This is a genomic window from Sulfitobacter sp. W074, assembly GCF_025142275.1.
Taxonomy (GTDB): Bacteria; Pseudomonadota; Alphaproteobacteria; order Rhodobacterales; family Rhodobacteraceae; genus Sulfitobacter; species Sulfitobacter profundi.
This window is the reverse complement of sequence record NZ_CP081130.1, coordinates 1915764-1939277: the sequence shown is the minus strand read 5'-3', so window position 1 is coordinate 1939277 and position 23514 is coordinate 1915764. Positions and strand designations below refer to the sequence as shown.

At 61.3% G+C, this 23514-nt stretch carries 20 protein-coding genes and 1 tRNA gene; 11 read left to right on the top strand and 10 right to left on the bottom strand.

The window, feature by feature from the left end; all coding sequences use genetic code 11:
* The first annotated feature begins 165 nt into the window (after window positions 1-165).
* Window positions 166-1170: a GlxA family transcriptional regulator gene (locus K3762_RS09555; protein ID WP_132443396.1), complete on the top strand. Its 1005-nt coding sequence runs from the start codon at window positions 166-168 to the stop codon at window positions 1168-1170.
* Between the two features lie 3 nt (window positions 1171-1173).
* On the opposite strand, the gene K3762_RS09550 is transcribed toward K3762_RS09555, so the two are convergent.
* Window positions 1174-2271, bottom strand: a complete 1098-nt coding sequence (locus tag K3762_RS09550; RefSeq protein ID WP_132443397.1) for a PQQ-dependent sugar dehydrogenase — start codon at window positions 2269-2271, stop codon at window positions 1174-1176.
* A gap of 186 nt (window positions 2272-2457) precedes the next feature.
* On the opposite strand from K3762_RS09550, the gene K3762_RS09545 reads away from it, so the two are divergent.
* The 5 genes from K3762_RS09545 to K3762_RS09525 all read left to right on the top strand — a co-directional run bounded on the left by K3762_RS09545 (window position 2458) and on the right by K3762_RS09525 (window position 7953).
* Window positions 2458-3642: an ABC transporter substrate-binding protein gene (locus K3762_RS09545; protein WP_120351073.1), complete on the top strand. Its 1185-nt coding sequence runs from the start codon at window positions 2458-2460 to the stop codon at window positions 3640-3642.
* A 396-nt stretch (window positions 3643-4038) separates the two neighbouring features.
* Complete coding sequence (locus K3762_RS09540; RefSeq protein WP_067628634.1) at window positions 4039-4821, top strand: ABC transporter ATP-binding protein; 783 nt, start codon at window positions 4039-4041, stop codon at window positions 4819-4821.
* The gene (locus K3762_RS09535) at window positions 4818-5639 is read left to right on the top strand and encodes an ABC transporter ATP-binding protein (RefSeq protein WP_093926183.1); all 822 of its coding nucleotides are present in this window, start codon (window positions 4818-4820) and stop codon (window positions 5637-5639) included. The genes K3762_RS09540 and K3762_RS09535 overlap by 4 nt, the downstream gene beginning before the upstream one ends.
* A 2-nt stretch (window positions 5640-5641) precedes the next feature.
* Window positions 5642-6652: a branched-chain amino acid ABC transporter permease gene (locus K3762_RS09530; RefSeq protein ID WP_067628635.1), complete on the top strand. Its 1011-nt coding sequence runs from the start codon at window positions 5642-5644 to the stop codon at window positions 6650-6652.
* Complete coding sequence (locus K3762_RS09525; protein ID WP_132443398.1) at window positions 6649-7953, top strand: branched-chain amino acid ABC transporter permease; 1305 nt, start codon at window positions 6649-6651, stop codon at window positions 7951-7953. Before K3762_RS09530 ends, K3762_RS09525 begins: the two co-directional genes overlap by 4 nt.
* Before the next feature lie 74 nt (window positions 7954-8027).
* On the opposite strand, the gene K3762_RS09520 is transcribed toward K3762_RS09525, so the two are convergent.
* Entirely contained in the window at window positions 8028-9569 is a 1542-nt protein-coding gene (locus K3762_RS09520) for a helicase HerA-like domain-containing protein (RefSeq protein WP_132443399.1), read from the bottom strand.
* Between the two features lie 468 nt (window positions 9570-10037).
* Here K3762_RS09520 and K3762_RS09515 point away from each other — a divergent pair, with 468 nt between their 5' ends.
* Window positions 10038-10688 (top strand): invasion associated locus B family protein, encoded by a 651-nt coding sequence (locus K3762_RS09515; protein WP_132443400.1) that lies wholly within the window; start codon window positions 10038-10040, stop codon window positions 10686-10688.
* Window positions 10689-10762: 74 nt separating this feature from the next.
* On the opposite strand, the gene K3762_RS09510 is transcribed toward K3762_RS09515, so the two are convergent.
* From K3762_RS09510 to K3762_RS09495, 4 genes are read right to left on the bottom strand one after another with little or no spacing between them, the layout of a single operon-like run.
* Complete coding sequence (locus K3762_RS09510; RefSeq protein WP_120351069.1) at window positions 10763-11971, bottom strand: beta-ketoacyl synthase; 1209 nt, start codon at window positions 11969-11971, stop codon at window positions 10763-10765.
* Between the two features lie 4 nt (window positions 11972-11975).
* Complete coding sequence (locus K3762_RS09505; RefSeq protein ID WP_132443401.1) at window positions 11976-12233, bottom strand: acyl carrier protein; 258 nt, start codon at window positions 12231-12233, stop codon at window positions 11976-11978.
* A gap of 32 nt (window positions 12234-12265) precedes the next feature.
* Window positions 12266-13357: a UDP-3-O-(3-hydroxymyristoyl)glucosamine N-acyltransferase gene (gene lpxD, locus K3762_RS09500; protein ID WP_260009115.1), complete on the bottom strand. Its 1092-nt coding sequence runs from the start codon at window positions 13355-13357 to the stop codon at window positions 12266-12268.
* Window positions 13358-13391: 34 nt separating this feature from the next.
* The gene (locus tag K3762_RS09495) at window positions 13392-15008 is read right to left on the bottom strand and encodes a murein L,D-transpeptidase (RefSeq protein WP_260009111.1); all 1617 of its coding nucleotides are present in this window, start codon (window positions 15006-15008) and stop codon (window positions 13392-13394) included.
* Between the two features lie 331 nt (window positions 15009-15339).
* On the opposite strand from K3762_RS09495, the gene K3762_RS09490 reads away from it, so the two are divergent.
* The 4 genes from K3762_RS09490 (at window position 15340) to K3762_RS09475 (ending at window position 19121) form a co-directional block, all read left to right on the top strand.
* Entirely contained in the window at window positions 15340-15909 is a 570-nt protein-coding gene (locus tag K3762_RS09490; protein ID WP_120351067.1) for a DUF882 domain-containing protein, read from the top strand.
* A gap of 140 nt (window positions 15910-16049) precedes the next feature.
* The gene (locus K3762_RS09485) at window positions 16050-17687 is read left to right on the top strand and encodes an FAD/NAD(P)-binding protein (protein ID WP_260009109.1); all 1638 of its coding nucleotides are present in this window, start codon (window positions 16050-16052) and stop codon (window positions 17685-17687) included.
* Between the two features lie 111 nt (window positions 17688-17798).
* Entirely contained in the window at window positions 17799-18395 is a 597-nt protein-coding gene (locus tag K3762_RS09480) for a L,D-transpeptidase (protein ID WP_386283378.1), read from the top strand.
* A gap of 435 nt (window positions 18396-18830) precedes the next feature.
* Window positions 18831-19121 (top strand): hypothetical protein, encoded by a 291-nt coding sequence (locus tag K3762_RS09475; RefSeq protein ID WP_132443405.1) that lies wholly within the window; start codon window positions 18831-18833, stop codon window positions 19119-19121.
* 114 nt (window positions 19122-19235) lie between these two features.
* Here the strand turns inward: K3762_RS09475 and K3762_RS09470 are convergent.
* The 4 genes from K3762_RS09470 to K3762_RS09455 all read right to left on the bottom strand — a co-directional run bounded on the left by K3762_RS09470 (window position 19236) and on the right by K3762_RS09455 (window position 23514).
* Window positions 19236-19325: transfer RNA gene (locus K3762_RS09470), tRNA-Ser, on the bottom strand.
* A 72-nt stretch (window positions 19326-19397) separates the two neighbouring features.
* Window positions 19398-20120, bottom strand: coding sequence for an alanyl-tRNA editing protein (locus K3762_RS09465; protein ID WP_067936316.1), 723 nt, complete (start codon window positions 20118-20120; stop codon window positions 19398-19400).
* On the bottom strand, window positions 20117-22483 hold the full coding sequence (locus K3762_RS09460) for a DUF3772 domain-containing protein (protein ID WP_132443406.1): 2367 nt from the start codon (window positions 22481-22483) through the stop codon (window positions 20117-20119). Before K3762_RS09460 ends, K3762_RS09465 begins: the two co-directional genes overlap by 4 nt.
* Window positions 22480-23514, bottom strand: coding sequence for a cysteine synthase A (locus K3762_RS09455; RefSeq protein WP_132443407.1), 1035 nt, complete (start codon window positions 23512-23514; stop codon window positions 22480-22482). Before K3762_RS09455 ends, K3762_RS09460 begins: the two co-directional genes overlap by 4 nt.

The following is a 23514-nucleotide window of genomic DNA, read 5'->3' as shown; positions in this document are numbered from 1 at the left end:
GTGTCGGCGCTTCGTGATCTTTCTCTATACAAAGGCGCGGGTAAAGTGACCAGAACCGAAATGCGCCCTATTGACGTTACGACAGGCCCGTGGGCAATGTTTTCGGCAAGTTCTGGCGGCTATGGCACATGTCGGCAGAGACGACCTGAGTAGAAAGACGCCGAGATGTCCCAACCGCGCCCGGCCACCCGCATGCCCCCCCAGACCGACAAGCCGCGGCGCTTCGTCTTTGTGCTGTTGGAGAATTTCACCCTGCTGAGCTTTGCCTCGGCGGTGGAATGCCTGCGTATCACCAACCGCATGCTCGAACGCGAGGTCTACCAATGGCAGGCCGTGGGCGAAAACGGTGAGACCTGCACAAGCTCAGCCGGCGCGGTCTTTGCGCTTGATGGCGGGTTAGAGGAATTGGGCCGCGACGACACGATTGTGATCTGCGGCGGCCTCGACGTGCAGGCGGCAACCACCAAGAAACTGTTGGCTTGGTTGCGCCGCGAGGCCCGCAAAGGGTTGGTAGTGGGCGGCCTGTGCACTGCGGCACATACGTTGGCCAAGGCCGGGCTGCTCGATGGCAAACGCGCGACGATCCATTGGGAGAATCAAGACAGCTTTGGCGAGGAATTCGAAGAGGTTATCCTGACGAAATCGGTTTTCGTGGTGGACGGCAACCGGTTGACCACGGCGGGCGGCACCTCGTCTCTGGATTTGATGCTGAAACTCATCGCCGATGATCACGGCGAAGAAACAGCCAATGCCGTGGCGGACCAGCTGATCTATTCGTCGATCCGCACGGACCAAGACACGCAGCGCCTGTCGGTGCCCACCCGAATCGGTGTGCGGCATCCCAAGCTCAGCCAAGTCATTCAGCAGATGGAGCGTAATATCGAAGAGCCGATCAGCCCCTCGATTCTTGCGCGGGATGTTGGCATGTCGACCCGCCAGCTGGAGCGGCTGTTCCGGCGTTACCTGAACCGCAGCCCCAAACGGTACTATATGGAACTGCGGCTGCAAAAGGCGCGTAACCTGTTGATGCAGACGGATATGAGCGTGATTAACGTGGCGCTGGCCTGCGGCTTTGCTTCGCCCTCGCATTTCTCCAAATGCTACCGGGCGCACTATCAAACCACGCCCTATCGCGAGCGCGGCAGCCAATCCACCCGGCAGCCCGCCTGAGGGTCAAGGCGTGATCCGGTAGACGGTGCCATTGCCCTCTGAGATGAACCAGATCGCACCTTCGGGGCCTTCGACGACATCGCGCACGCGGGCAGTCTCGGCGGTTTTGATCTGCTGGACCTCTTCCAGCGGGTCACCGCTCAGCCGAGCGATATAGTCGAACTTGAGCGAGCCTACGAAGATATCGCCCTCCCATTCGGGGAATTGCGCGCCGGAGTAGACCACCAGCCCCGCAGGCGCGATGGAGGGATCCCAGTAGAATTCGGGCTGCGCCATTCCCTCTTTCGAGGTGCCCTCGCCGATCTTCGCACCCGAATAATGCTCCCCGTAGGAAATTACCGGCCAGCCGTAATTCGTGCCCTTGGTGATGCGGTTCACCTCGTCGCCGCCCTTGGCCCCGTGCTCCGACACCCAAAGCCGCCCGTCCAAATCCAGCCCCGCGCCTTGCGGGTTGCGGTGGCCATAGGACCAAATCTCGGGCAGCACATCGGGCATATCGACAAAGGGATTGTCGTCGGGGATCGAGCCGTCGCGGTTCACGCGGATGATGCTGCCGTTATGGGTGCTGCGGTCTTGGGCTGCGGGGCGATCGCCCCGTTCGCCGATGGTCACCAGCAGCGTGCCATCCGGCGCCTCGACCACGCGAGAGCCGAAGTGCTGCCCGCCGTTGCTGCCCGGTTTCATGGCGAAAAGCTCAGTCAAGTTTTCCAGAGTGCGGGCGTCCTCAGACAATCTGGCGCTGGCCAAAGCGGTGCCCGCGCCGCCGCCCTCTTGGGGTTTGGCATAGGTCAGGAATAACAGGCGGCTCTGCGCGAAATCCTCGGCCAGGGTGATGTCCAACAGACCGCCCTGCCCGACCACGGCCACCTCGGGCAGGCCCGACACCTCATGCTGTGCGCCGTCTTTTTGGTAGATCAGCCGCCCGGCTTTCTCGGTGACCAACAGGCCGCCGTCGGGCATGGGGGCGATGCCCCAAGGCGCCTCTAGACCCTCGGCTATGGGGGTGATCGTCAGGCTGCTCTGGGCGCTTACCGCGCCTGCGGCGCAGAGGCTGCTAAGGCTGATGAAAGTGGCGGTCGCGAATTGTTTGGCGGATGTCACGGGCAGGCTCCTTTGGGCGTGGGGGCTTGGAACAAGACATAGCCAGCAAGCGGCCCATTTCCAGCATTCCACTCGGCACACGCGAAAAGCCGCCCGCGCAGACCACGTGATAAATCGCCTTTTCTTTTTCGAAACCACGACCTAACGTTCGATCAGAACGAGAGTTCAACTAAGGGAGAGTACCAAATGAAAAAAATATTGATGGCCACAACGGCCGTAGCTTTGCTCGCCACCGGCGCGCATGCAGAAGACACAAAAATCGGCATTCTGCTGGGCTTCACCGGCCCGCTGGAATCGTTGGCCAATGACATGGCTGCCGGTGCCGAACTGGCGATTTCCGAAGTTAATGAATCCGGCATGTTCCTCGACGGTGCCACCGTTTCGTCCGAGCGTGGCGACACCGGCTGCATCGACGCGGGTCTGGCCGTGGCTTCCGCTGAGCGTCTGATCACCTCTGATCGCGTCAGCGGCATTGTGGGCGGCATGTGCTCGGGCGAGACGACTGCCTCGCTGCAGAACGTCGCTATTCCGAACGGCATCGTGATGATCTCGCCATCGGCGACATCGCCTGCTCTGTCGACCGTCGAAGACAACGGCCTGTTCTTCCGCACATCACCGTCTGACGCGCGTCAGGGTCAGGTCATGGCCGACATCTTGAACGACCGTGGCATCAAAGAAGTCGCCGTCACCTATACCAACAACGACTATGGTAAGGGTCTGGCCGACAGCTTCGAGACCGCGTTCAAGGAATCCGGCGGCACCGTCACCATCAACACATCGCATGAAGACGGCAAAGCGGACTATTCCGCCGAAGTCGGCGCGCTGGCCTCTGCCGGTGGTGAAGTGCTGATCGTTGCAGGCTACGTCGACCAAGGCGGTGCGGGCATCGTGAACGGCGCGCTGGACGCAGGCGCGTTCGACACCTTCATGTTCCCCGACGGCATGGTCTCCGACACGCTCGAAGAAAAATTCGCCGAGATCGCGGATGGCTCTTTCGGTCAGAACCCAAGCGCCTCTGGCGAGGGTCCGGACAACTACAAGAAGATGGGCGAAGAAGCTGGTTTCGAGCCGACCAACGCCTTCTCGCCCGAAGCCTATGACGCGGCGGCTCTGATGCTGCTGGCGATGCAGGCCGCAGGGTCCAACGATCCGGCGATGTACAAAGAAAAAGTGATGGAAGTCGCCAACGCACCGGGCGAAAAAATCCTGCCGGGTGAGCTGGGCAAAGCGCTGCAGATCATCAAAGACGGCGGCGATGTCGACTATGTCGGTGCGTCGGCGGTTGAGCTGATCGGACCGGGCGAAAGCGCGGGCAGCTACCGTGAGATCGAAATGAAAGACGGTAAGATGGTGACGGTCGGCTACCGCTGATCTAAGCTTCGTCTGAAACACTTGCAGAGGCCCGGTTGCATCGCGATCGGGCCTTTTGCTTGGGAAATCGGCTTTTCTTCCGCGCAGGCAGCCAGTACAAAACTCCTATTGAGGACGTGGAAAACGCGTCCCGTCTGGGAGGACAGGATGAAAAAGCAACAGATGGCCGTGCCGGTCAGGGCTCTGAGCATGTATCTTGCTGGGTGTGATTTCGGCAATGCTGCGCGATCTGCCTTTAACGAGGCAGCGGCAAGCTTTCTTCATAAAAGGACCGCAGCGGTCCCTTCCAAGAATCTCAGCAGACTGTAAACAGGTAAGGCAGCGCGGATATGCGCGGCCCACCGCAAGACGACCAATAAAAACCAGCCACAAGGTGGCGGACACGGGGATGGACATATGATCGTCGTAGACGACGTACACAAACACTTCGGCGGGTTTCACGCCGTCGACGGGGCAAGCCTGTCGATTGAAAAGGGATCGATCACCGGATTGATCGGCCCCAATGGCGCGGGTAAAACCACGCTGTTCAACGTTATCGCAGGCGTGCTGCAGCCCACTTCGGGCCGGGTGACCATGGACGGTGAAGACATCACTGGCCTGCCCCCGCATGAGCTGTTCCATAAAGGGCTGCTGCGCACCTTCCAGATTGCGCATGAATTTTCGTCGATGTCATGCCGTGAGAACCTGATGATGGTGCCGGGCAACCAGTCGGGCGAAACACTGTGGAACACATGGTTCGGTACCAAGCGCATCGCCGATGAGGAACGCGCACTGAAAGCCAAGGCCGATGAGGTGCTGGAATTCCTGACCATCGAACATCTGTCCGAGCAAAAGGCCGGTCAGATCTCGGGCGGCCAGAAAAAGCTGCTGGAACTGGGCCGCACCATGATGGTGGATGCCAAGATCGTCTTTCTGGATGAGGTCGGCGCGGGCGTGAACCGGACGCTGCTCAACACCATCGGCGACGCCATCATCCGCCTGAACCAAGAACGCAATTACACATTCGTCGTCATTGAGCATGACATGGATTTCATTGGCCGCCTTTGCGATCCAGTGATCTGCATGGCCGAGGGCCACGTGCTGGCCGAAGGCACGCTGGATGAGATCAAGGCGAACGAGCAGGTGATCGAGGCCTATCTCGGCACTGGTCTGAAGAACAAGGACAAGGTAGGCGCATGAGCAATGATCCCTACGGCGACCGCGGCAACAAAGATTGGTCGGTCGGCAACGCAAAGGGCCAAGGCAGCATCATGCCCAAGGCCAGCGGCAAAACTCACCCCGCCCCCGGCGGCCCCTTTCTGATCGGCGACAGCATGACCGCCGGATACGGCGCGGGCCCCGACATTCTGCATGACTGCACCATCGCAGTGGATCGCGGCGAAATCGCCGTGATCGTCGGCCCCAATGGTGCGGGCAAATCCACGGGTATGAAGGCGGTCTTTGGTATGCTCGACATGCGCAAAGGCCATGTGCGGCTGGATGGGGAGGATATCACCAATCTCAGCCCGCAAGACCGGGTGGCCAAGGGCATGGGCTTTGTGCCCCAGACCTCAAACATCTTTACCTCGATGACGGTCGAAGAGAACCTAGAGATGGGGGCCTTCATCCGCCGTGATGATTTCCGCGATACGATGGCGCAGGTCTATGACCTCTTCCCGATCCTCAAGGAAAAGCGCAATCAGGCGGCGGGCGAATTGTCGGGCGGTCAACGCCAGCAGGTCGCCGTGGGCCGGGCGTTGATGACGCAGCCGAAGGTTCTGATGCTCGATGAGCCGACAGCGGGTGTCTCGCCCATCGTGATGGACGAACTCTTTGACCGGATCATTGAGGTGGCCCGCACCGGCATCCCGATCCTGATGGTCGAACAAAACGCCCGTCAAGCGCTTGAGATCGCAGACAAAGGCTATGTGCTTGTGCAGGGGGCGAACGCCTTTACCGGCACCGGCAAAGAGCTTTTGGCCGATCCTGAAGTCCGCAAATCGTTTCTGGGGGGCTGAACATGGATCTGCTCAACGCAATTATTGCACTTTCGAACTATGTGCTCATTCCGGGCATCGCCTATGGCTCTCAGCTGGCGCTTGGCGCGCTTGGCGTGACGCTGGTCTACGGCATCCTGCGGTTTTCCAACTTCGCCCATGGCGACACGATGGCCATGGGAACCATGGCGACGATCCTGATAACTTGGCTGTTCCAGTCCATGGGTCTCAGCCTCGGCGTGCTGCCCACGGCGCTTCTGGCCCTGCCCTTCGGCATCGCCTTTGCCATGCTGCTGGTGCTGGGCACCGACAGGGTGGTCTATAAATTCTACCGCGAGCAAAAGGCCAAGCCGGTGATCCTTGTGATCGTCAGCCTCGGTGTGACCTTTATCTATAACGGCATCACCCGCTTCATCATTGGCGCGGACGATCAGAACTTCCTCGACGGGCAGCGCTTCATCATGTCGGCGCGGGATTTCAAAGAGATGACCGGCCTGCGCGAAGGTCTGGCCTTCAAGACGACCCAAGGCATCACCATCATCACCGCGATCATCGTTGTGGCCGTGCTGTTCTGGTTCCTCAACAAGACCCGCGCGGGCAAATCCATGCGGGCCTATTCCGACAACGAGGATCTGGCGCTTTTGTCGGGCATCAACCCTGAGCGGGTGGTGATGATCACATGGATGATCGTGGCCGCACTCGCGACTATCGCGGGCACACTTTACGGCCTTGATAAGTCGTTCAAACCCTTCACCTATTTCCAACTTCTGCTGCCGATCTTCGCGGCGGCCATCGTCGGCGGGCTTGGCTCTCCGGTGGGGGCGATCGCGGGCGGCTTCGTGATCGCATTCAGCGAAGTCACGATTACCTATGCGTGGAAAAAGGTGCTGGGCTATGTGATGCCCGAAGGGCTGCAGCCTGACGGCTTGGTGCAACTTATGAGCACGGATTACAAATTTGCGGTCAGCTTCGTCATTCTTCTGATCGTTCTGCTGATCAAGCCCACCGGCCTGTTCAAGGGGAAATCGGTATGACCCAGACTTCGAAAAACACGATCCTTTTCGGGATCATCGCCCTGATGATCATCTACACTGGCTTTGCCCAAAGCTGGAACTCTGCCCTGCTTATCATCGCCATGGGCCTGATCTCTTCGATCATGGCGCTTGGGGTGAACCTGCAATGGGGTTTTGCGGGGCTGTTCAACGTCGGCGTCATGGGCTTTGTCGCCTTGGGCGGTCTGGCGGCTGTGCTGGTCTCCATGCCCCCGACCGAGGGCGCTTGGTCCACCGGTGGTTTCGCCATTCTGGGGGCGCTGGCCCTTGGGGCGGGCACCGTGGTGGCGGCGGTCATGCTGATGAAACGCATGGCCCCCGGCACGGCGCGCACCCTTGCGGTGATCGCGGTGCTGGTCATCGGTTTCTTCATCTTCCGCGCCCTGCTCGATCCTGCGGTTGAGGCTGTCGAGGCGATCAACCCCGCGCAGACCGGCTATCTTGGTGGTCTTGGCCTGCCGGTGCTGATCTCTTGGCCTGTGGGTGGTCTCTTTGCTGCGGGGGCGGCTTGGCTGATCGGTAAGACGGCGCTTGGCCTGCGGTCGGACTATCTGGCGATTGCCACGCTGGGGATTGCCGAGATCATCATCGCGGTGCTGAAAAACGAAGACTGGATGAGCCGCGGCGTGAAAAACGTGATCGGCCTGCCCCGTCCGGTGCCCTATGAGATCGATTTGCAGAACAGCGCCTCCTTTGTGGAACGCGCCGCCGGCTTCGGGTTTGACCCGGTGGAGGCCTCGACGCTTTGGGTCAAGCTGCTTTATATCGCGCTTTTCGCGGCGGTGCTGATCCTTTTGCTGTGGATGAGCCAGCGTGCGCTGCATTCCCCTTGGGGCCGGATGCTACGGGCAATCCGTGACAACGAGGTCGCGGCAGAAGCCATGGGCAAGGATGTCACCGCGCGGCATTTGCAGGTTTTCATCCTCGGCTCTGCCATCTGCGGCATTGCGGGTGCGATGATGACCACGATGGACAGCCAGTTGACGCCGGGCACCTATCAGCCGCTGCGCTTTACCTTCCTTATCTGGGTGATGGTGATCGTTGGCGGGTCGGGCAACAACTTCGGCGCGATCTTGGGTGGTTTCCTGATCTGGTTCCTCTGGGTGCAGGTCGAACCGATGGGTCTGTGGCTGATGAGCCTGATCACCGCTGGCATGTCCGAAGGCTCGGCTTTGAAGGCGCATCTGATCGAAAGCGCCGCGCATATGCGGCTGTTGACCATGGGCGTCGTGCTGCTGCTGGTGCTACGCTTCAGCCCACGCGGGTTGATCCCCGAGCGGTAAGCTGTGGGTGAGATCCCCTCACGAAAAGGGGCGCGGTATTGCTACCGCGCCCCTTTTTTTGTCTGTCCAGCCTCTCAGCGCCCTTTGAACAAGCCGCCTAAGATGCCGCGTACGATACGGCGCCCGGTGGTGCCTTTCAGCTCTTTGATCACCGCGCTTGCGATGGCATCGCCAAACCCGTCTGATGCCTTGCGGCCCGACCGGCTGCCGCCGCCGCTGCGCGCCCCGCCATAGCGGCGGGCCTTTTGAAACTCGCGGGCGGCTTCATCCTCTGCCTCGGCGGCGGCTTCGATTTTCTCGGCCTCTTTGGCCGCCGCTTCCGCGCGGGCCTTCAGCATCTCATAGGCCGAGTTGCGGTCTTGAATGGTCTCGTATTTCCCCGCCAGATCGGACTCCGCCAGCATCGCCGCACGCTCTGCCACCGTGATTGGCCCCAGCCGAGAAGACGGCGGGCGGATCAAGGTGCGCTCCACCACGCCCGGCACGCCCTTGCGTTGCAGCATAGAGGTCACCGCCTCGCCCACGCCGACCTCGCGGATCGCCTCTTCGGTGTCGAAACGCGGGTTTTCGCGGTAGGTCTCTGCGGCTTGGCGCAGTTCCTTGCGGTCGCGCGCCGTAAAAGCGCGCAGCGCGTGTTGGATGCGGTTGCCAAGCTGGCCCAAGATATCGTCGGGCACATCGGCCGGGTTTTGGGTGACAAAATAGACGCCGACCCCCTTGGAGCGGATCAGGCGTGCCACCTGCTCTACCTTGTCGACCAGCGCCTTGGGCGCGTCGTCAAACAGCAGATGCGCCTCGTCGAAGAAGAACACGAGCTTCGGTTTGTCGGGGTCGCCGACCTCGGGCAGTTCCTCGAAAAGCTCGGACATGAGCCACAGCAGGAAGGTGGCATAGAGCTTGGGCGAGGCCATGAGCTTGTCGGCGGCGAGGATGTTGATCCGTCCGCGGCCTTCGGCATCGCAGCGCATGAGGTCCGACAGCGCCAGCGCCGGTTCGCCAAACAACTGCGCGCCGCCTTGGTTCTCCAGCACCAACAACCGCCGCTGGATCGTGCCCACCGACGCGGTCGAGACATTGCCATAGCGCAGCGCCAAGTCCTTTGCATTCTCGCCCACCCAGACCAGCAGGGATTGCAGGTCTTTCAGGTCCAAAAGGGGCATCCCCTCTTCGTCAGCCACGCGAAAGGCGATGTTCAGGATGCCCTCCTGTGCCTCGGAAAGGCTGAGCAATCGAGCGATCAGCAGCGGGCCCATCTCGGAAACGGTGGTGCGGACGGGGTGGCCCTGCTGCCCAAAGAGATCCCAAAAGGTCACCGGAAAGGATTGATAGGCATAGTCGTTAATGCCGATCTTTGCCGCGCGTTCGGTGAAGGGGACATGCAGTTTGGCGGTCTCGCTTCCTGCGATTGCAAGGCCCGACAGATCGCCCTTCACATCCGACAGAAACACCGGCACCCCGGTATTGGCAAAACCCTCGGCAAGGATTTGCAGCGTCACCGTCTTGCCCGTGCCCGTCGCCCCCGCGATCAGCCCGTGGCGGTTGGCATAGCCGAGGTCGAGGAATTGCTTGGTCGCATAGTCGGGACCGCCGCCGCCGATAAAGATGTCACTGCTCACGCTGGGGCCTTTCTGTCAAATTTAGCCATTCGTCCGTTCCACTAGAGCATACAAACTTAACCTTTGCGCGCCATAGTGAAGGCACCCCGCCCGCATGTCCTTCTTTCGGGTGGGTGTACTTCCTCCCTGTTAGACTTGGCCGCGCCCTCGGGTGCGGCCCTTTTTCTGCCAAGGACTGTCGCGGGCCCCTGACAGATTGTCGCATTTTTCCTGTTGACCGGCATCACCTGCTTGCCTAACGTGGCATTAATAAGTCGGCCCAGTCCGACGGGGAGAAAGTACATGGAAAGGGGGCGCGCTGCGTCCCCTTTTGCATTTGTGCCGCCTAAACCCTTGAGAACGTAGGGAAACCGCCCCCGCGCAGGTCGGCATGAAATTGCCCGAACCATTATTGAAATGCGGCCATGGCCACTGACAATCCCGCGGCGGCGTGGTAAGGGGCGGTAACGCAACAAATGTGGATATGACATGAGCAAGTTTATGACCGCCCTGCCGCTTTGTGCAGCGCTTGCACTGACGGCCCCAATGACGGCTTTCGCCCAGACCGCCACGGAAGAAGAGCCAGCACAGACCGAAGAGCAGCAGCCCCAGCCCGGCACCAGCGGCAATGCCGCCCAGATCGAAGAACAGCTGAGCCTTGGCGAAGACGCGGACAAAGACCCCGAACTGGGCAAGCCCTACACCAAGAAAGAGATCGGCTCTTGGGAGATGCGCTGCATCAAGACCGAGGAAGAGGTCGACCCCTGCCAGATGTACCAGCTCCTCGCTGATGGCGAAGGCGCGCCGGTTGCCGAAGTCTCGCTTTTCCGTCTGCCTGATGGTGGTCAGGCCAAAGCCGGTGCCACGGTTGTTGTCCCGCTTGAGACCGCCCTGCCCGCACAGCTGACCCTGTCGGTCGACGGTGGAAAAGCCCGCCGCTATCCCTATGCCTTTTGCAACCCGGTGGGCTGCTACGTGCGCATGGGTCTGACCGATGCCGATATCGGCGCCTTCAAACGCGGCAAGCAAGCGGTGCTGACCATCGTGCCCGCCCTTGCCCCGGATCAAGAAGTGAAACTGACACTCTCGCTCGACGGGTTCACCGCGGGCTATGACGAAGTGTCGGTGATCGAGCAGTAAGACACTGCTGGTGACGTGAGTTTAGATGCCGCTCCCGACCTCGGGGGCGGCATTTTTCGTTGCCGGTTCTGGGATCAGGTGCGGCGCAGCGCCAAGACGGCGTTCATCCCGCCAAAGGCGAAGGCATTGCTGAGCGCCACATCGACCTGCGCCTCCCGCGCCTCATTGGGCACCACGTCTAGGGCGCATTCCGGGTCGGGTTCTTCATAGCCGATGGTGGGGGCGATCACCCCATCGCGCAGCGCCATGATACAGGCCAAAAGCTCAACCGCGCCGGTGCCGCCGATGACATGGCCGTGCATCGACTTGGTGGAGGAAATCATCAACCGATCCGCATGGGTGCCGAAAACATCCGCCACGGCGGCGCATTCGGTCTTGTCGTTGGCCGCCGTCCCGGTGCCATGAGCATTGATATAGCCGACCTCTTCGCGGTTGATCCCCGCATCCTGCAGCGCACCCTGCATGGCCCGCGCGGCCCCGGCCTTGGAAGGCATGACGATGTCGCTGGCATCCGAAGTCATGGCGAAACCTGCAACCTCGCAAAGGATTTCGGCCCCCCGTGCCCGCGCGTGGTCATAGTCTTCGAAGACAAAGACCCCCGCGCCCTCGCCTTGCACCATCCCATTGCGGTTGGCCGAGAAGGGCCTGCACGCATCGCGGCTCATCACGCGCAGCCCTTCCCACGCCTTAACACCGCCGAAGCACAGCATCGATTCCGATCCCCCCGTCACCATCACCGGGCTCATGCCAGAGCGGACCATAGCAAAGGCCTGCGCCATCGCGTGGTTGGACGACGCGCAGGCGGTCGACACGGTAAAGGACGGACCACGCAGGTTCCACTCCATGCTGACATGGCTAGCGGCGGCGTTGTTCATCAGTTTGGGCACCACGAATGGATGAACCCGGTTTTTGCCCTCTTCATAGACCGCGCGATAGTTGTCGTCCCACGTGGACACACCACCGCCCGCCGTGCCCAGCACCACCCCGGCGCGGGCGGCCAACTCATCGGTGAAGGTCAGCCCCGACTGCTCAATCGCTTCGCGTGCGGCGGCGAGGGTGAATTGGGTGAAACGGTCATAAAGTGCGATCTGCTGGCGGTTGTAGCGCCCTTCGGCCTCAAACCCGCGCACCTGCCCGCCAATCCGGATGGCCAGCCGCTCCACATCGCGGAACTCCAGCGGGCCGATGCCGCATTTGCCTTCGCGCATCGCGGCGAGCGTCTCTGGCACCGACAGGCCCAGAGCGTTGATCGTGCCGGCGCCGGTGATGACAACTCTCTTCATGCGCTTAGCTATGTTCGGCCTTTAGCCGCTCCACTCCGGCGACGATGCTGCGCACGGTCGAGATGTCGAAATCGCTTTCGCTGGGGCTATTGGCATTAAAGGGCACGTTGATATCAAACGTCTCTTCAATGGCGAAGATGCTTTCGACGACCCCCATGCTGTCGATGCCCAGATCCTCCAGCGTGCTGTCCAGCGTGACATCCTCCGGCTCAATCATGGCCTGTTCGGCGAGGATGGTGATGACCTGATCCTGAGTGCTCATGGCGGCGTCCCTCACATATGTCCGCGGCAGGTTTAGTCAGCCTTGTCGGCTTTGGAAACCAGCTTCTGCAAGGCTGCGACATCACGCAGCAGTTTGGGCAAGCGGCGCAGCGCCTTGTAGATTTCGGTCTGCTTGCTCATCTGCGTGGCGGGATAGCCGAGCATCGTGCGGCCCTCGGGTACGTTGGACAATACAATCGTCCCGCCGCCTGCGATCACCCGGTCGCCGATCGTGATGTTGTCGGCCAGACCGACCTGCCCGCCCAGCACGACATTGTCGCCCACGCGGGTTGAGCCGCCGACTCCGGCCTGCCCGCAAAGCAGACAGTTTTTGCCGATCACCGCGTTATGGCCGATGTGGACAAGGTTGTCGATTTTCGTGCCATCGCCCACGCGGGTATCCCGGATGGTGCCATTGTCGATGGTTGAGCCCATGCCCATTTCAACATCCGCGCCGATGGTCACCGCGCCGAGCGAATGAATGCGGGTCCAAGGCTGTGGCGCGGCGTCGCCCTGATCGCCCAGCGTTTGCCGGGCTTTTTCGACCGTGGACAGCTCTGCCGTCACAAAGGAGAAACCATCGCCGCCCAAACGCACGCCGGACTGCGCAATGAAGCGTGGGCCGATGGTGACGCGCGCGCCGATGCTGACGTGTTCTCGTAGGAAACAGCCCTCGCCCAATGTCGCATCCACGCCGACAAAGCACAGCGGTCCGATGACGCTCCCTGCGCCAATCGTAGCCCCGGCAGAGATCACCGCCAGCGGCCCGACCGAGACATCATCGCCAAGCACGGCCTCGGGGTCGATCACGGCTGTAGGATGGATGCCCGGCTTGAACTCCTGCCCTTTGTCGAGCATGCGCGTCACACCGGAAAGCGCATAGCGCGGACGGTTTGGCAAGATTGCCGCCTTGAGACCCAGAGCCCGCCAATCCGCGCCTTCCCAGAGCATCGCCACCTCGGCGGCACCCTCAGAAAGGCTGCTGGCATAGCGCGGGTCCATCGCCAGCGCCATCTGACCCTGTTTAGCACTGGCCGGTTCGGCAACGCCGCTGACCATGAGTTCGATGTCGCCCTCGGCGGTGGCGCCGACGGCTTTGGCGATTTGCTGAACACTATAGGTCATTTCGGGCGGCCCTTACTTGTTGCGCGCCCGAGAGTTACCCCTGAACGCCGCGCAAGGCCACCCCCGCCTTGGCCAGCGCGTTCCAGATCAGCGCATCCCGGCCATAGACGTCATCGCGGTATTCGGTGTGACCACGGGCGTTGGTAACGGCTGTGCGGTAGATCAGATGCACGGGGACCGGCTCTTTCAAGACGATCCGCGTTTCACGCCCGCTGCGCAGCACGGCCTGAAACTCCCCCTCAGGGTCTGCCGATTGCCGTGCCAGAAGCGCATAGGCAAACTCAAACGGCTCGGCCAAACGCACACAGCCATGGCTAAAGGCGCGCACGTCGCGGTCGAACAGGCTCTTGGCCGGGGTGTCATGAAGGTAGATGTTGTATTTGTTGGGGAACATGAACTTCACCAGACCCAGAGCATTGGTGTTGCTGGGCGGCTGACGCATGGAAAAGGGGAAGGTCCGCGCGGTGTATTTGCTAAAATTCACGGCACCGCGGTTCACCTTCCGGCCACTTCTGTCGGTGATTTCAATATGGCTCACCGCATTACGGTTCTGCTTAAGCTGCGGCAGGTATTCCCCAACGATGATCGAGCGTGGGACGTACCAGCTTGGGTTGACCACCATATGCTCCATCACATCCGAAAATTCGGGCGTCGGGCGGTCTTCGCGTGCGGCCCCGACGACAGAGCGGGTTTGGAAAGTGGTCTTGCCGTCGTCGATGATCTTGGCCGAGAAATCGGGGATGTTCACAAGGATATGACGTTTGCCGCGGTCGGTGTTGAACCACCGCTCGCGCTCCAGCGCCACCATGACTGATTGCAGCCGCTGCTCTACACCGATGTTGATCTGCTTCATCGTGGCCGGACCTGCGACACCATCGGTGTTCAGCCCATGGGCCTCTTGGAACTGGCGCACGGCATCGGTGAGGCTGGCGTCATAGCCAACGGCGTTGGACCGCTCCAGATAGCCCATGGCGATAAGACGGTTGCGCAGTGCGATCACGTCATTGCCAGTATCGCCCGGCTCAAGCTTGCCTGCGGGAACCGATGGGCCCCAGCCGCCCTGCGACAGCAGCTTTTCCATCGCGATTTTCTCTTTGAGCAGCGCATTGTACTCAAGGCTGCGCGGCGGCAAGGCGCGGAAATAAGCAGCGGGAGTGGATTTGGGCAGGTCTTGCAGATAGGTCTTGCGGTCACGGTAAGGGATTTCACGCACGATCTGGCTGATGATCCGCTTGGGGATCAGCACGCCGGTCTGTATGTCGCGAGCGTAGCGCAGGAAGACGCGGCTCAGTTCAACTTCGGCGAATCCCCGGTCGCGCGGGCTCTTCGCGTTGCGCAGCATGTCCAGAACGGCATCGGGGTTATAGCGCGTCACCGGCAGGCCGTGGTCATCCGCCGTGGTGATCGCCCGCAGCAGTTCCGAACGGCGCACACGGTGTTCCTCGGCGGCGCCGGTCCAGATCGCGGCGTAGTCATTTTCGCGGTAGAAAGCAGCGATATCATCGTCCTGCGCGGCGGCCTCGGCGACCGCCTGTTTGAAGGCAGTGACCTGCGCCGTGGCGGGCGCGGCAAAGATCAACGCCGTGATCATCAGGGCCAGCCCCGCGATAAGATTGGGCAGATGCCGTGAAGATGTCGCGCTGAATCCCATGTCGTTCCCCGTGAATTTACCATTGCCGCCGAGCGACCCTATTGCCTGCCCGGTTTGCCAATAATAAGACGCGCAAGTCCATTCAAATTTCCGTTCGCAGGGAAATCTGGTTTTGGTCTGTGCGCATCGGGCATCGGTTTTCCCTGTAAACATTGGGTTTTTTAACCACATTGCGCAAAAACTTGCCTAAATTTGTACCTCTCGGGAACCTTTCCGATTCAGCCCTTGGTCAGATTTTCCCGCTATGCAATAACAATGTTGCATCTGGGGATGAGATGAATGGCCCATGTAACATCTTGGGTAACTTAGGCAGACGACGGGACAGAGACACATGACAGGCACAAGCTCCTCGGGTATGACCCGACGCGCCCTTCTGGGTGCATTCGCAGCAACCACCGTTGCAGCAGCTCCCACCTTCTCTAACGCGGCAGGTTTTCTGCGTGGCGCTGGCGATATTCGCCGCATCCGCATGTTCTCCGGCCGCACAGGCGAACGGCTGGACATGATCTATTGGATCGAAGGTCACTATATCAAAGACGCCTTTGCCGAGATCAACCACTTTATGCGCGATTGGCGGACGGATGAGGTCACCAACATGGACCTGCGTACCGTCGACATCATGGCCGCGTCGCATAACCTGCTGGATGTGAATGAGCCCTATATGCTCCTGTCCGGCTACCGCAGCCCAAAGACCAACGCGATGTTGCGCTCCCGCTCTAGCGGTGTGGCCAAGAACTCGCTGCACCTCAAAGGTCAGGCCGCTGACCTGCGCCTCGCATCGCGCTCGGTGCATCAGGTGGCCCGTGCGGCGATGGCCTGCGGCGGCGGCGGTGTTGGGCGCTATTCCGGCTCCAACTTCACCCATATGGACTGCGGCTCGGTGCGCAGCTGGGGCGGTTGATCGCAGCCTCTCCGGTGAAATGAGTGGTTTGTTAAGGGCGCCTTCGGGTGCCTTTTTTTTAGCGCGCTTTTGTTGCGCGCGGGCTTTCCCCTGCCATGGCGCGCCTCTACGGTCGCGCTGGAATAAGACCGGGGAGCGACATGCAGCCAAAGGGTACAGCGCGAATTGCGGTGATCGGATTCGGGCCACGGGGCCTTGGCGCGTTGGAGGCCCTGTCACAGCGCCTCAAGTCCACCGACCGCCGCGTGCAGATCGATATTTACGAGCCCGGCCCCTACCCCGGCGCCGGACCAAACTTCGCCCCATCAGAGCCGGCCTATTGTCTGCTCAACATCCCATACCGCGATATCGCCATCCGGCCGCCGCAAGGAACGACCGTGGGACGCTTTGCGGACTGGCAAGACAAGCCCATCGATCCCGACAGTTTCCCATCCCGCGCCGATATGGGCCGCTACCTTAACGCGCGTTGGGACGATCTTTTTGCACAGGGTTTTAAGAAAACCGGCGCGATGCTCAGGCTAATCCCGGCCCAAGTCTCGCGGATCTCGCGGAAAGACTCAGGCTGGCGTGTCGAATCGGAGTCCGGCGCCGAAGCAGTTTATAACGAGGTCCTTCTTACCCTCGGCCAGCCGCCCGTAGAGGCGGACGCGCAATGGGCCGGTTGGCAAGATCACGCGGCGCAGGCCAAAGCGGAGGTCGCGCAGGCCTATCCTGCGGCAGCGCTCGGTGAACAGGCGGCGGGCTGGCAGGGCAAGCAAGTCGCCATCCGGGGCTTGGGTCTGTCGACCTATGACGTGTTGCGCAGCCTGACCACGGCGCAGGGCGGCGGTTTCGATGCGGCGGGCTATCACGCCTCGGGCCGGGAGCCGAGGCGCATTCTGCCCTTCTCGCTCAACGGTCAGCCGCCCTTCCCCAAACCGGGGAATGCCGCCCTCGACGCGTTTTTCGAGCCATCACCGGAGGAGACCGCCCGTTTCACCCAAGCCGCCACGGCAGCGGTCAGCGCGGGGCCTGAGGTGGCACCCTCGCTTATCTCTGGGGTCTTGGTGCCCGTGGTGGCCCGCATCCTTGGGCCGCAAAATGTGAGCGAGGCGGAGGTCTTGGACTGGCTGGAAACGGAATGGTCAGACCCCGGCGCGCAGGACCGTCTGCCCCCGATGGACGCCCTGCGCTATGGGATAGACCTAGCCGCCGGAGAGGTCGCACCAAGCCCCGGCTACGCGCTTGGGCAGGTTTGGCGCAAATGGCAGGATCAATGGCGCGCCGCCTTTAATCCGGGCCACGCAACCCCGGAGACGGCAAAGCGGTTGATAGACTTCGACGAGGGGCTAAAGCGGTATTCTTACGGGCCGCCCCTGTCGTCGGCGCGAGAACTGCTGGCCCTGATCGACGCGGGATTGGTTGATCTGGCGCTCACCATAAACCCCGAAATCGCGGAGACAGAGCAAGGTTGGACCCTCCGCTCACAAGGGCGGGAGGCGAAAGTCTCAGTTATTATCGACGCGGTGCTTCCCGCGCCGGATCTCTCCAACATCAAGGGCCCGCCCCTGCCCGACCTTATCACGCAGAGTCTTCTCGCGCCGGTTTCAACCGATCTGGCCGCGGCGATTGCGCCGGACGGCACCCTATGTGACCAAGGCGGACACCCCGTTCCCGGCCTGTGCCTATTGGGCCGTTTGGCGCTTGGCAGCGTGACGGCGGTGGATTCGCTGCATGATTGCTTTGGCCAATCCGCCGACCGTTGGGCGCAGGGCGTGATTGAGAGACTGTCGGCCTAAAGCGCTGTTGAAAAGCTACAACAGTTTGTGATCCCGTTATAATGATGGAACAGCCCGGCCCTGAAACGGTTTCCTCTTCAACACGAGACTGAAGAATAGGGGAAAGACGCAATGAGAAGACGACATTTCATCACCGGTATAGCAGCCAGCGGCGCAGCATTCAGCGGCGGCCTCGCCACGCCCGCATTGGCGCATCCGCCCAAGGAAATGCCGAACTATGATGTGCCGCCAGAGATGATGCCGCGCAAAGTGCCGATCGCGGCAGGCGCGCCGCCCTATGAGATCCACGTCGATCCCGATAACTTCGCGCTCTACTGGACGCTGCCCGACAATATGGCGTGGCGCTATACCGTGGGTGTCGGTCGCCCCGGTCTCTACGAATCCGGTGAGTTCTACGTGGGCGCCAAGAAGGAATGGCCAAGCTGGACCCCGACGCCGGATATGATCGACCGTGAGCCGGAGAAATACGAGAAATACGCCGATGGTATGGATGGCGGTCTGGACAACCCACTAGGGTCTCGGGGCCTCTACCTCTTTACCGAAGAGCGCGGCGACACCTTTCTGCGGATCCATGGCACCAACGATCCCAGCACGCTGGGCAAGCGCGTCTCCAACGGCTGCGCCCGTCTGGTGAACGACCAGATGGCCGAGCTTTATGACCGGGTGCCGATGAACACCCGTGTGGTGCTTTACGAGCCGCTGGGCTAAGTGATCCCGCAGTACAAACAGAGTGCCCGGAGCGGAGAATATCCGCTTCGGGCATCTTTTTGCCGCCAAACCAAACGCAAAGATTGAAACATTCTACACGGGCTGAGGAGCAGGCCGCGCAGCGGCGTGGGACACGTTCCTGCGACGGGTCTGCAACAGGGCTTGAAGGGGGCATCTGGCCCCTATTTGCAGTGCGCACTAAGCGTTTGAGAGTGATAAAAGCCTATACTAACCAGTCTGTTGGACAGTTTCCGCAAATTGTTACGGTTCAATCGCGGGGCGTCTCGCTTTGACACGGCGCGGTGAGCCGAGTTGCTTTGTAACAGCACACTGTCACCCTTTAATATCATTGTATCGAACGGGCCTCCCGACCTCCCCGCCTCTCCCCAGAGCGAGTAAGCCGCCGCCCTTTCCCAAACCTGAAAGGACCTGAAAATGAAACTCTTTATTGTAACTGCCGCCGCCACTTTGATCGCCACTGCCAGCCTTGCCGGTCAGTCGACCCGCTACGAAGACCTGCGGCTCGACACCTCCGTGACCTCTGGCGTCGTCTACGCTGAGCAGGCCGGTGCCACCCGTCCAAATGAACGCGCTGCAGACCTTCGGCTAGAAACATTCTCGGATGATCGCGCGCCTGTCGCCACCTTCTCAACCAACGGCTTGCAGAGCAGCTTGGGCGAAGGTTTTGCCTATGGCGGTTTTGGGGCGGGCAACGACTCCCGCTGAGCCGGCGTGAATAGGACTGAGAAGGCCCGGACCGAGAGGTGCCGGGCTTTCTTGCATGCACCAGCGAACGGCCCAGACGGGCTGAAAAACTATATTCTCAAAAAAAGGGGAAAATGGCGGAGCGACAGGGATTCGAACCCTGGAGACGGTCTCCCGCCTACACACTTTCCAGGCGTGCGCCTTCGACCACTCGGCCACCGCTCCGTTGATGCGCGGTTTAGCTTGGGGGGACAGTGAGTTGCAAGAGCGAAATCCTCCCAAGACAGATAAATTTGCCTAACCGCCCAGATGGACATAGACCCGGCGGTTCAACCGGCCCTTTTTCTCAATCTTTCCAAGGCGAAGCGCGCCGATTTCGCCGGTTCGGGCCACATGGGTGCCGCCACAGGGCTGCAAGTCGATGGGGTCTTGCGCGTCACCAATGCGGATCAGACGAATGTCACCCCGCCCGCGCGGCGGCGCGACGGACATGGTTTTGACCAGTTCCGGGGCCGCATCAAGTTCGGCTTCGGTGATCCAATCCTCGCTCACCCGCGCGTCGAGGGAGACGAAGTGGTTCAGCGCCTCTTCCAGCTCCGCCCGGTCTTGGGGCGCATCGGGCATGTTGAAATCAAGCCGTCCGTGGCTGGCCGAGATCTGCCCCCCCGTCACCGGATGCGGGATCACGACCGACAACAGATGCAGCGCCGTATGCACGCGCATATGTTTGTGGCGCCGGTCCCAGTCGAGCTCTTGGGTCACATAGGCCCCGACGGGCGGCAGGGCACGCGGCTCGGCCGGAACCAGCGCGATACGGCCACTGTCACGGTCGCGCACGGTGGTGGCGATGGAGAGTTCCTGTTTGTCCCATGTCAGCCAGCCGCTGTCGCCCGGCTGGCCGCCCCCAGTGGGGTAGAACAGGGAATTGTCCAAGATCACCCCGCCCTCTGGCGTATGGGCCGCCACGCGGGCCGGCGCGTCGCGCAGATAGGTTTCCTCTCGAAACAGTTCGCCTGTCATGCCTGTGGCTCCGCCTTTTCGCTGCCCTCGTCCTGCGCGGGCGCGGCATCGCTTTTCAAAGCCTCAGGATTGCGCAGCCAGAGATCACGCTGAGCAAAGGGAATTTCGATCCCTTCTTCGTTGAAGCGAGCGGCGATGGCATGGTTGATGTCGTTTTTGACTTTCATCATCCAATTGACATCCCGCAGGTAGCAACGGACCTCAAACTCCAGCGCGTCGGCACCGAAGTTTAGGAACAGCACCGCGGGCGGCGGGTTGGTCAGCACGATGGGCTGCGCTTGGGCGATCTCTTGCAAGATGCCTTCCACCCGTTTGGTATCGGTGCCATAGGCCACGCCCACGGGCACGATCAGGCGGCCCACGGTATTGCCCCGAGTGTAATTGGTGACCGTGCCGCTGATCAGATCGGCATTGGGCACGATGACATCGGTACGGTCAAAGGTCTCGATCCTTGTCGAACGCACCGAGATGTCGCGCACATAGCCCATCTGGCCGCCAACCTCGATCCAATCGCCTTCGGAGATCGGGCGTTCGATCAACAGGATGATCCCCGACACGAAGTTCGACACCACGTTTTGCAGACCGAAACCGATACCGACCGACAGCGCACCGGCGACATAGGCAAGCGCGGATAGGTCGATCCCGGCCCCGGTAATGGCCAGCAGCGCGGCGAGGAAAATACCGACATAGCCAATCCCCGAGACGATGGCGTTCTGTCCGCCGATGTCCATCCGCGTCTTTGGCAGGACGTTGCTGCGCAGCGCACCTTGAATAAGACGGGTGGCGGCATAGCCGATCACGAAAATCACTGCGAAAGAGAGGAAGTCCGTCGGACGGATCCGCGTCTCGCCAAAGGCGAAGCCTCGGCTGAAGAGCGCCCAAAGCTCGGTCAGATCGGTGACCCGCGCGCCCCATGCCAAAGCCATCACCGGCAGCGAGAGCAGCAGTAGGATCAGGCCAAAGAACACCGGCATCAGCGCATCACGCGCCTGCACGCCCTGCCCGGTCATCGCGCCGTAGACGTCCGCTAAGAAGCGTTGCAGCGTCATCACCAGCCCCAAGAGGACCAGCGTCGTGACGTAAGGCGGCAGCAGCGACACGGCGGCGTTGTAATAGCCACTGATCAGCAAAAGCGGTGCCACCACGGCCACGATCATCGCGCCCAAGCCCAGACCGCGCACCACGCGGCTAAGGGTCGAAACGCGCGGCTCTTCAGAGGCCGGGGCATCCTCCGCCACCGGGTCGCTGTGGCCGTGCAGAATGCGACCGATGCGGAACAGCGCAAAGGCGCTGAGCAGCATCACAGGCAGGCGCAGCACCGCTTCGGTGGTCTCAGCCGGTTGCTGCCCGTCGAAAATCGCACGGATAATCGCGCCCAGAATGACGGTCACTGTGATTATGCTGACGTAAAAGCGTACGGCTTTCCGCTCGGGGCGCGGAAGCAGGATCAGCGCCTCGTCTTCGTCGCGCGAAAACACCCGCTCGGCCACCCAGCGAACGCCGAGCATCGCGCCGCCAATTACAGGGAGAAGCTGCACCAAGGCAGAGCCGCGAGGCCCCAGCCAATCGGTCGCCAGTACGGCCATGGCCAGCAAGACCAGACCAACCGTGGGCAGGATGATCCGCAAAAGCGAAACCACGAAGCGCCAGATGCCAAAGCCGCGCGCGCCGAACTGCTGGAGCCGCCCAACGATTGTCGTCGACCAGTGGTGACCGCGGAAAATCAGCACCAGGCCGAGTACGGTGAGCCCCAGAACCGCAGGGAGCGATGATCTCAGGTTGCGACGTGCGGTATCGGCATCATCCGGCGCTTCGGCGGCGATTTCACCCGCTGCGGTGGCTAAATCGTCGATTGCCGTGCGCCAGTGAACCGGGTTGAGCGGCGTGGGCACGACCTCCATTAACTGTTCGGTCTGACGTTCGCGCAGTGCCACGTCGATTTGGCCGATCAGCGCATCGGCCCGCAGGTACGCCGCTTCGGCCCGCTGAACCGGCGTCAGCAGGGTGTTGAGCTGTCGGTTCAGCTCTTCACGGTTGGCGGCGACCTCGGGCGATTCTGGCTCTGCCCCCTCGCCTTCGGGCGGGGAGCCAAGGGCAGCTATTTGTTCCCGCAGCGCGTTGATCCGCGCCGCGTTTAGATTTCGCGCCGCGTCGAATTTAGTGCGGTACTCGACCAGCCGGGCGCGCTGCACCTCTAGCATGGTCTCGGTTGTGTCCGTCGCGTCGATGGCTTCTTCAGCGGTGGACGCGACGGATTCCCATTGGTCAAAATCCGGCAGAACCGGCTCTTGAGCGACTGCAGCGCCGGTCAGCCAGACCAGCAACGCGGTAAGGCCGAGGGCGAAGCGGAGCATTTGGGTCATGTATCCTCGAAAACACCTGGGATGGATTGTGGTGCGGCATCAAGCCAGTTGGGCGTCGGCAGCCCCTTCTCGCGCAGGAACTCTGGATTGAAGAGCTTGGACTGATAGCGCGTGCCGAAATCGCAAAGCACGGTGACGATCGTATGCCCCGGCCCCATCTCTTTCGCCATGCGGACGGCCCCCGCGACATTCACGCCCGAAGACGCACCAAGGCAAAGCCCTTCGTTCTCCAGCAGGTCAAAGACCACCGGCAGGGCCTCTTCGTCAGACACGTTATAGGAATAGTCCGGCTTGAAGCCTTCGAGGTTCGCGGTGATCCGCCCCTGCCCGATGCCTTCGGCGATGGAGCTGCCTTCGGACTTCAACTCGCCTTGGGTGTAGTAGTTGTGCAGTGCCGCGCCATCGGGGTCGGCCAGTGCGATTTTCACGCCCTTGGGCTGCAGCGCCATGGCCACGCCAACCAGCGTGCCGCCAGAGCCGACCGCACAGCAGAAACCATCCACTTTGCCGCCTGTCTGTTCCCAGATCTCGGGGCCTGTCGTCTCAATATGCGCCTGACGGTTGGCGGTATTGTCGAACTGGTTGGCCCAGATCACCCCTTCGGGCGTGGTCTTGGCCAGTTCCTTGGCCAAACGCTCGGAATAGCGGACGAAGTTGTTGGGGTTTTTGTAAGGAGCCGCAGGCACCTGCACCAGTTCGGCACCGGCAAGCCGCAGCATGTCTTTCTTTTCCTGCGACTGGGTCTCAGGAATAACGATAACGGTTTTGAACCCCATCGACGCGCCCACAAGCGCAAGCCCGATGCCGGTGTTGCCCGCCGTGCCTTCGACAATGGTGCCGCCGGGCTTCAACTCGCCCCGCGCAATGGCATCGCGGATGATGAACAGCGCCGCGCGGTCCTTGACCGACTGACCGGGGTTCATGAATTCCGCCTTGCCCAGAATTTCGCAGCCGGTCTCTTCGCTCGCGCCGCGCAGCCGGATCAGCGGTGTGTTTCCAATGGCCTCGGCCAGATCTTTTGCAACCTGCAT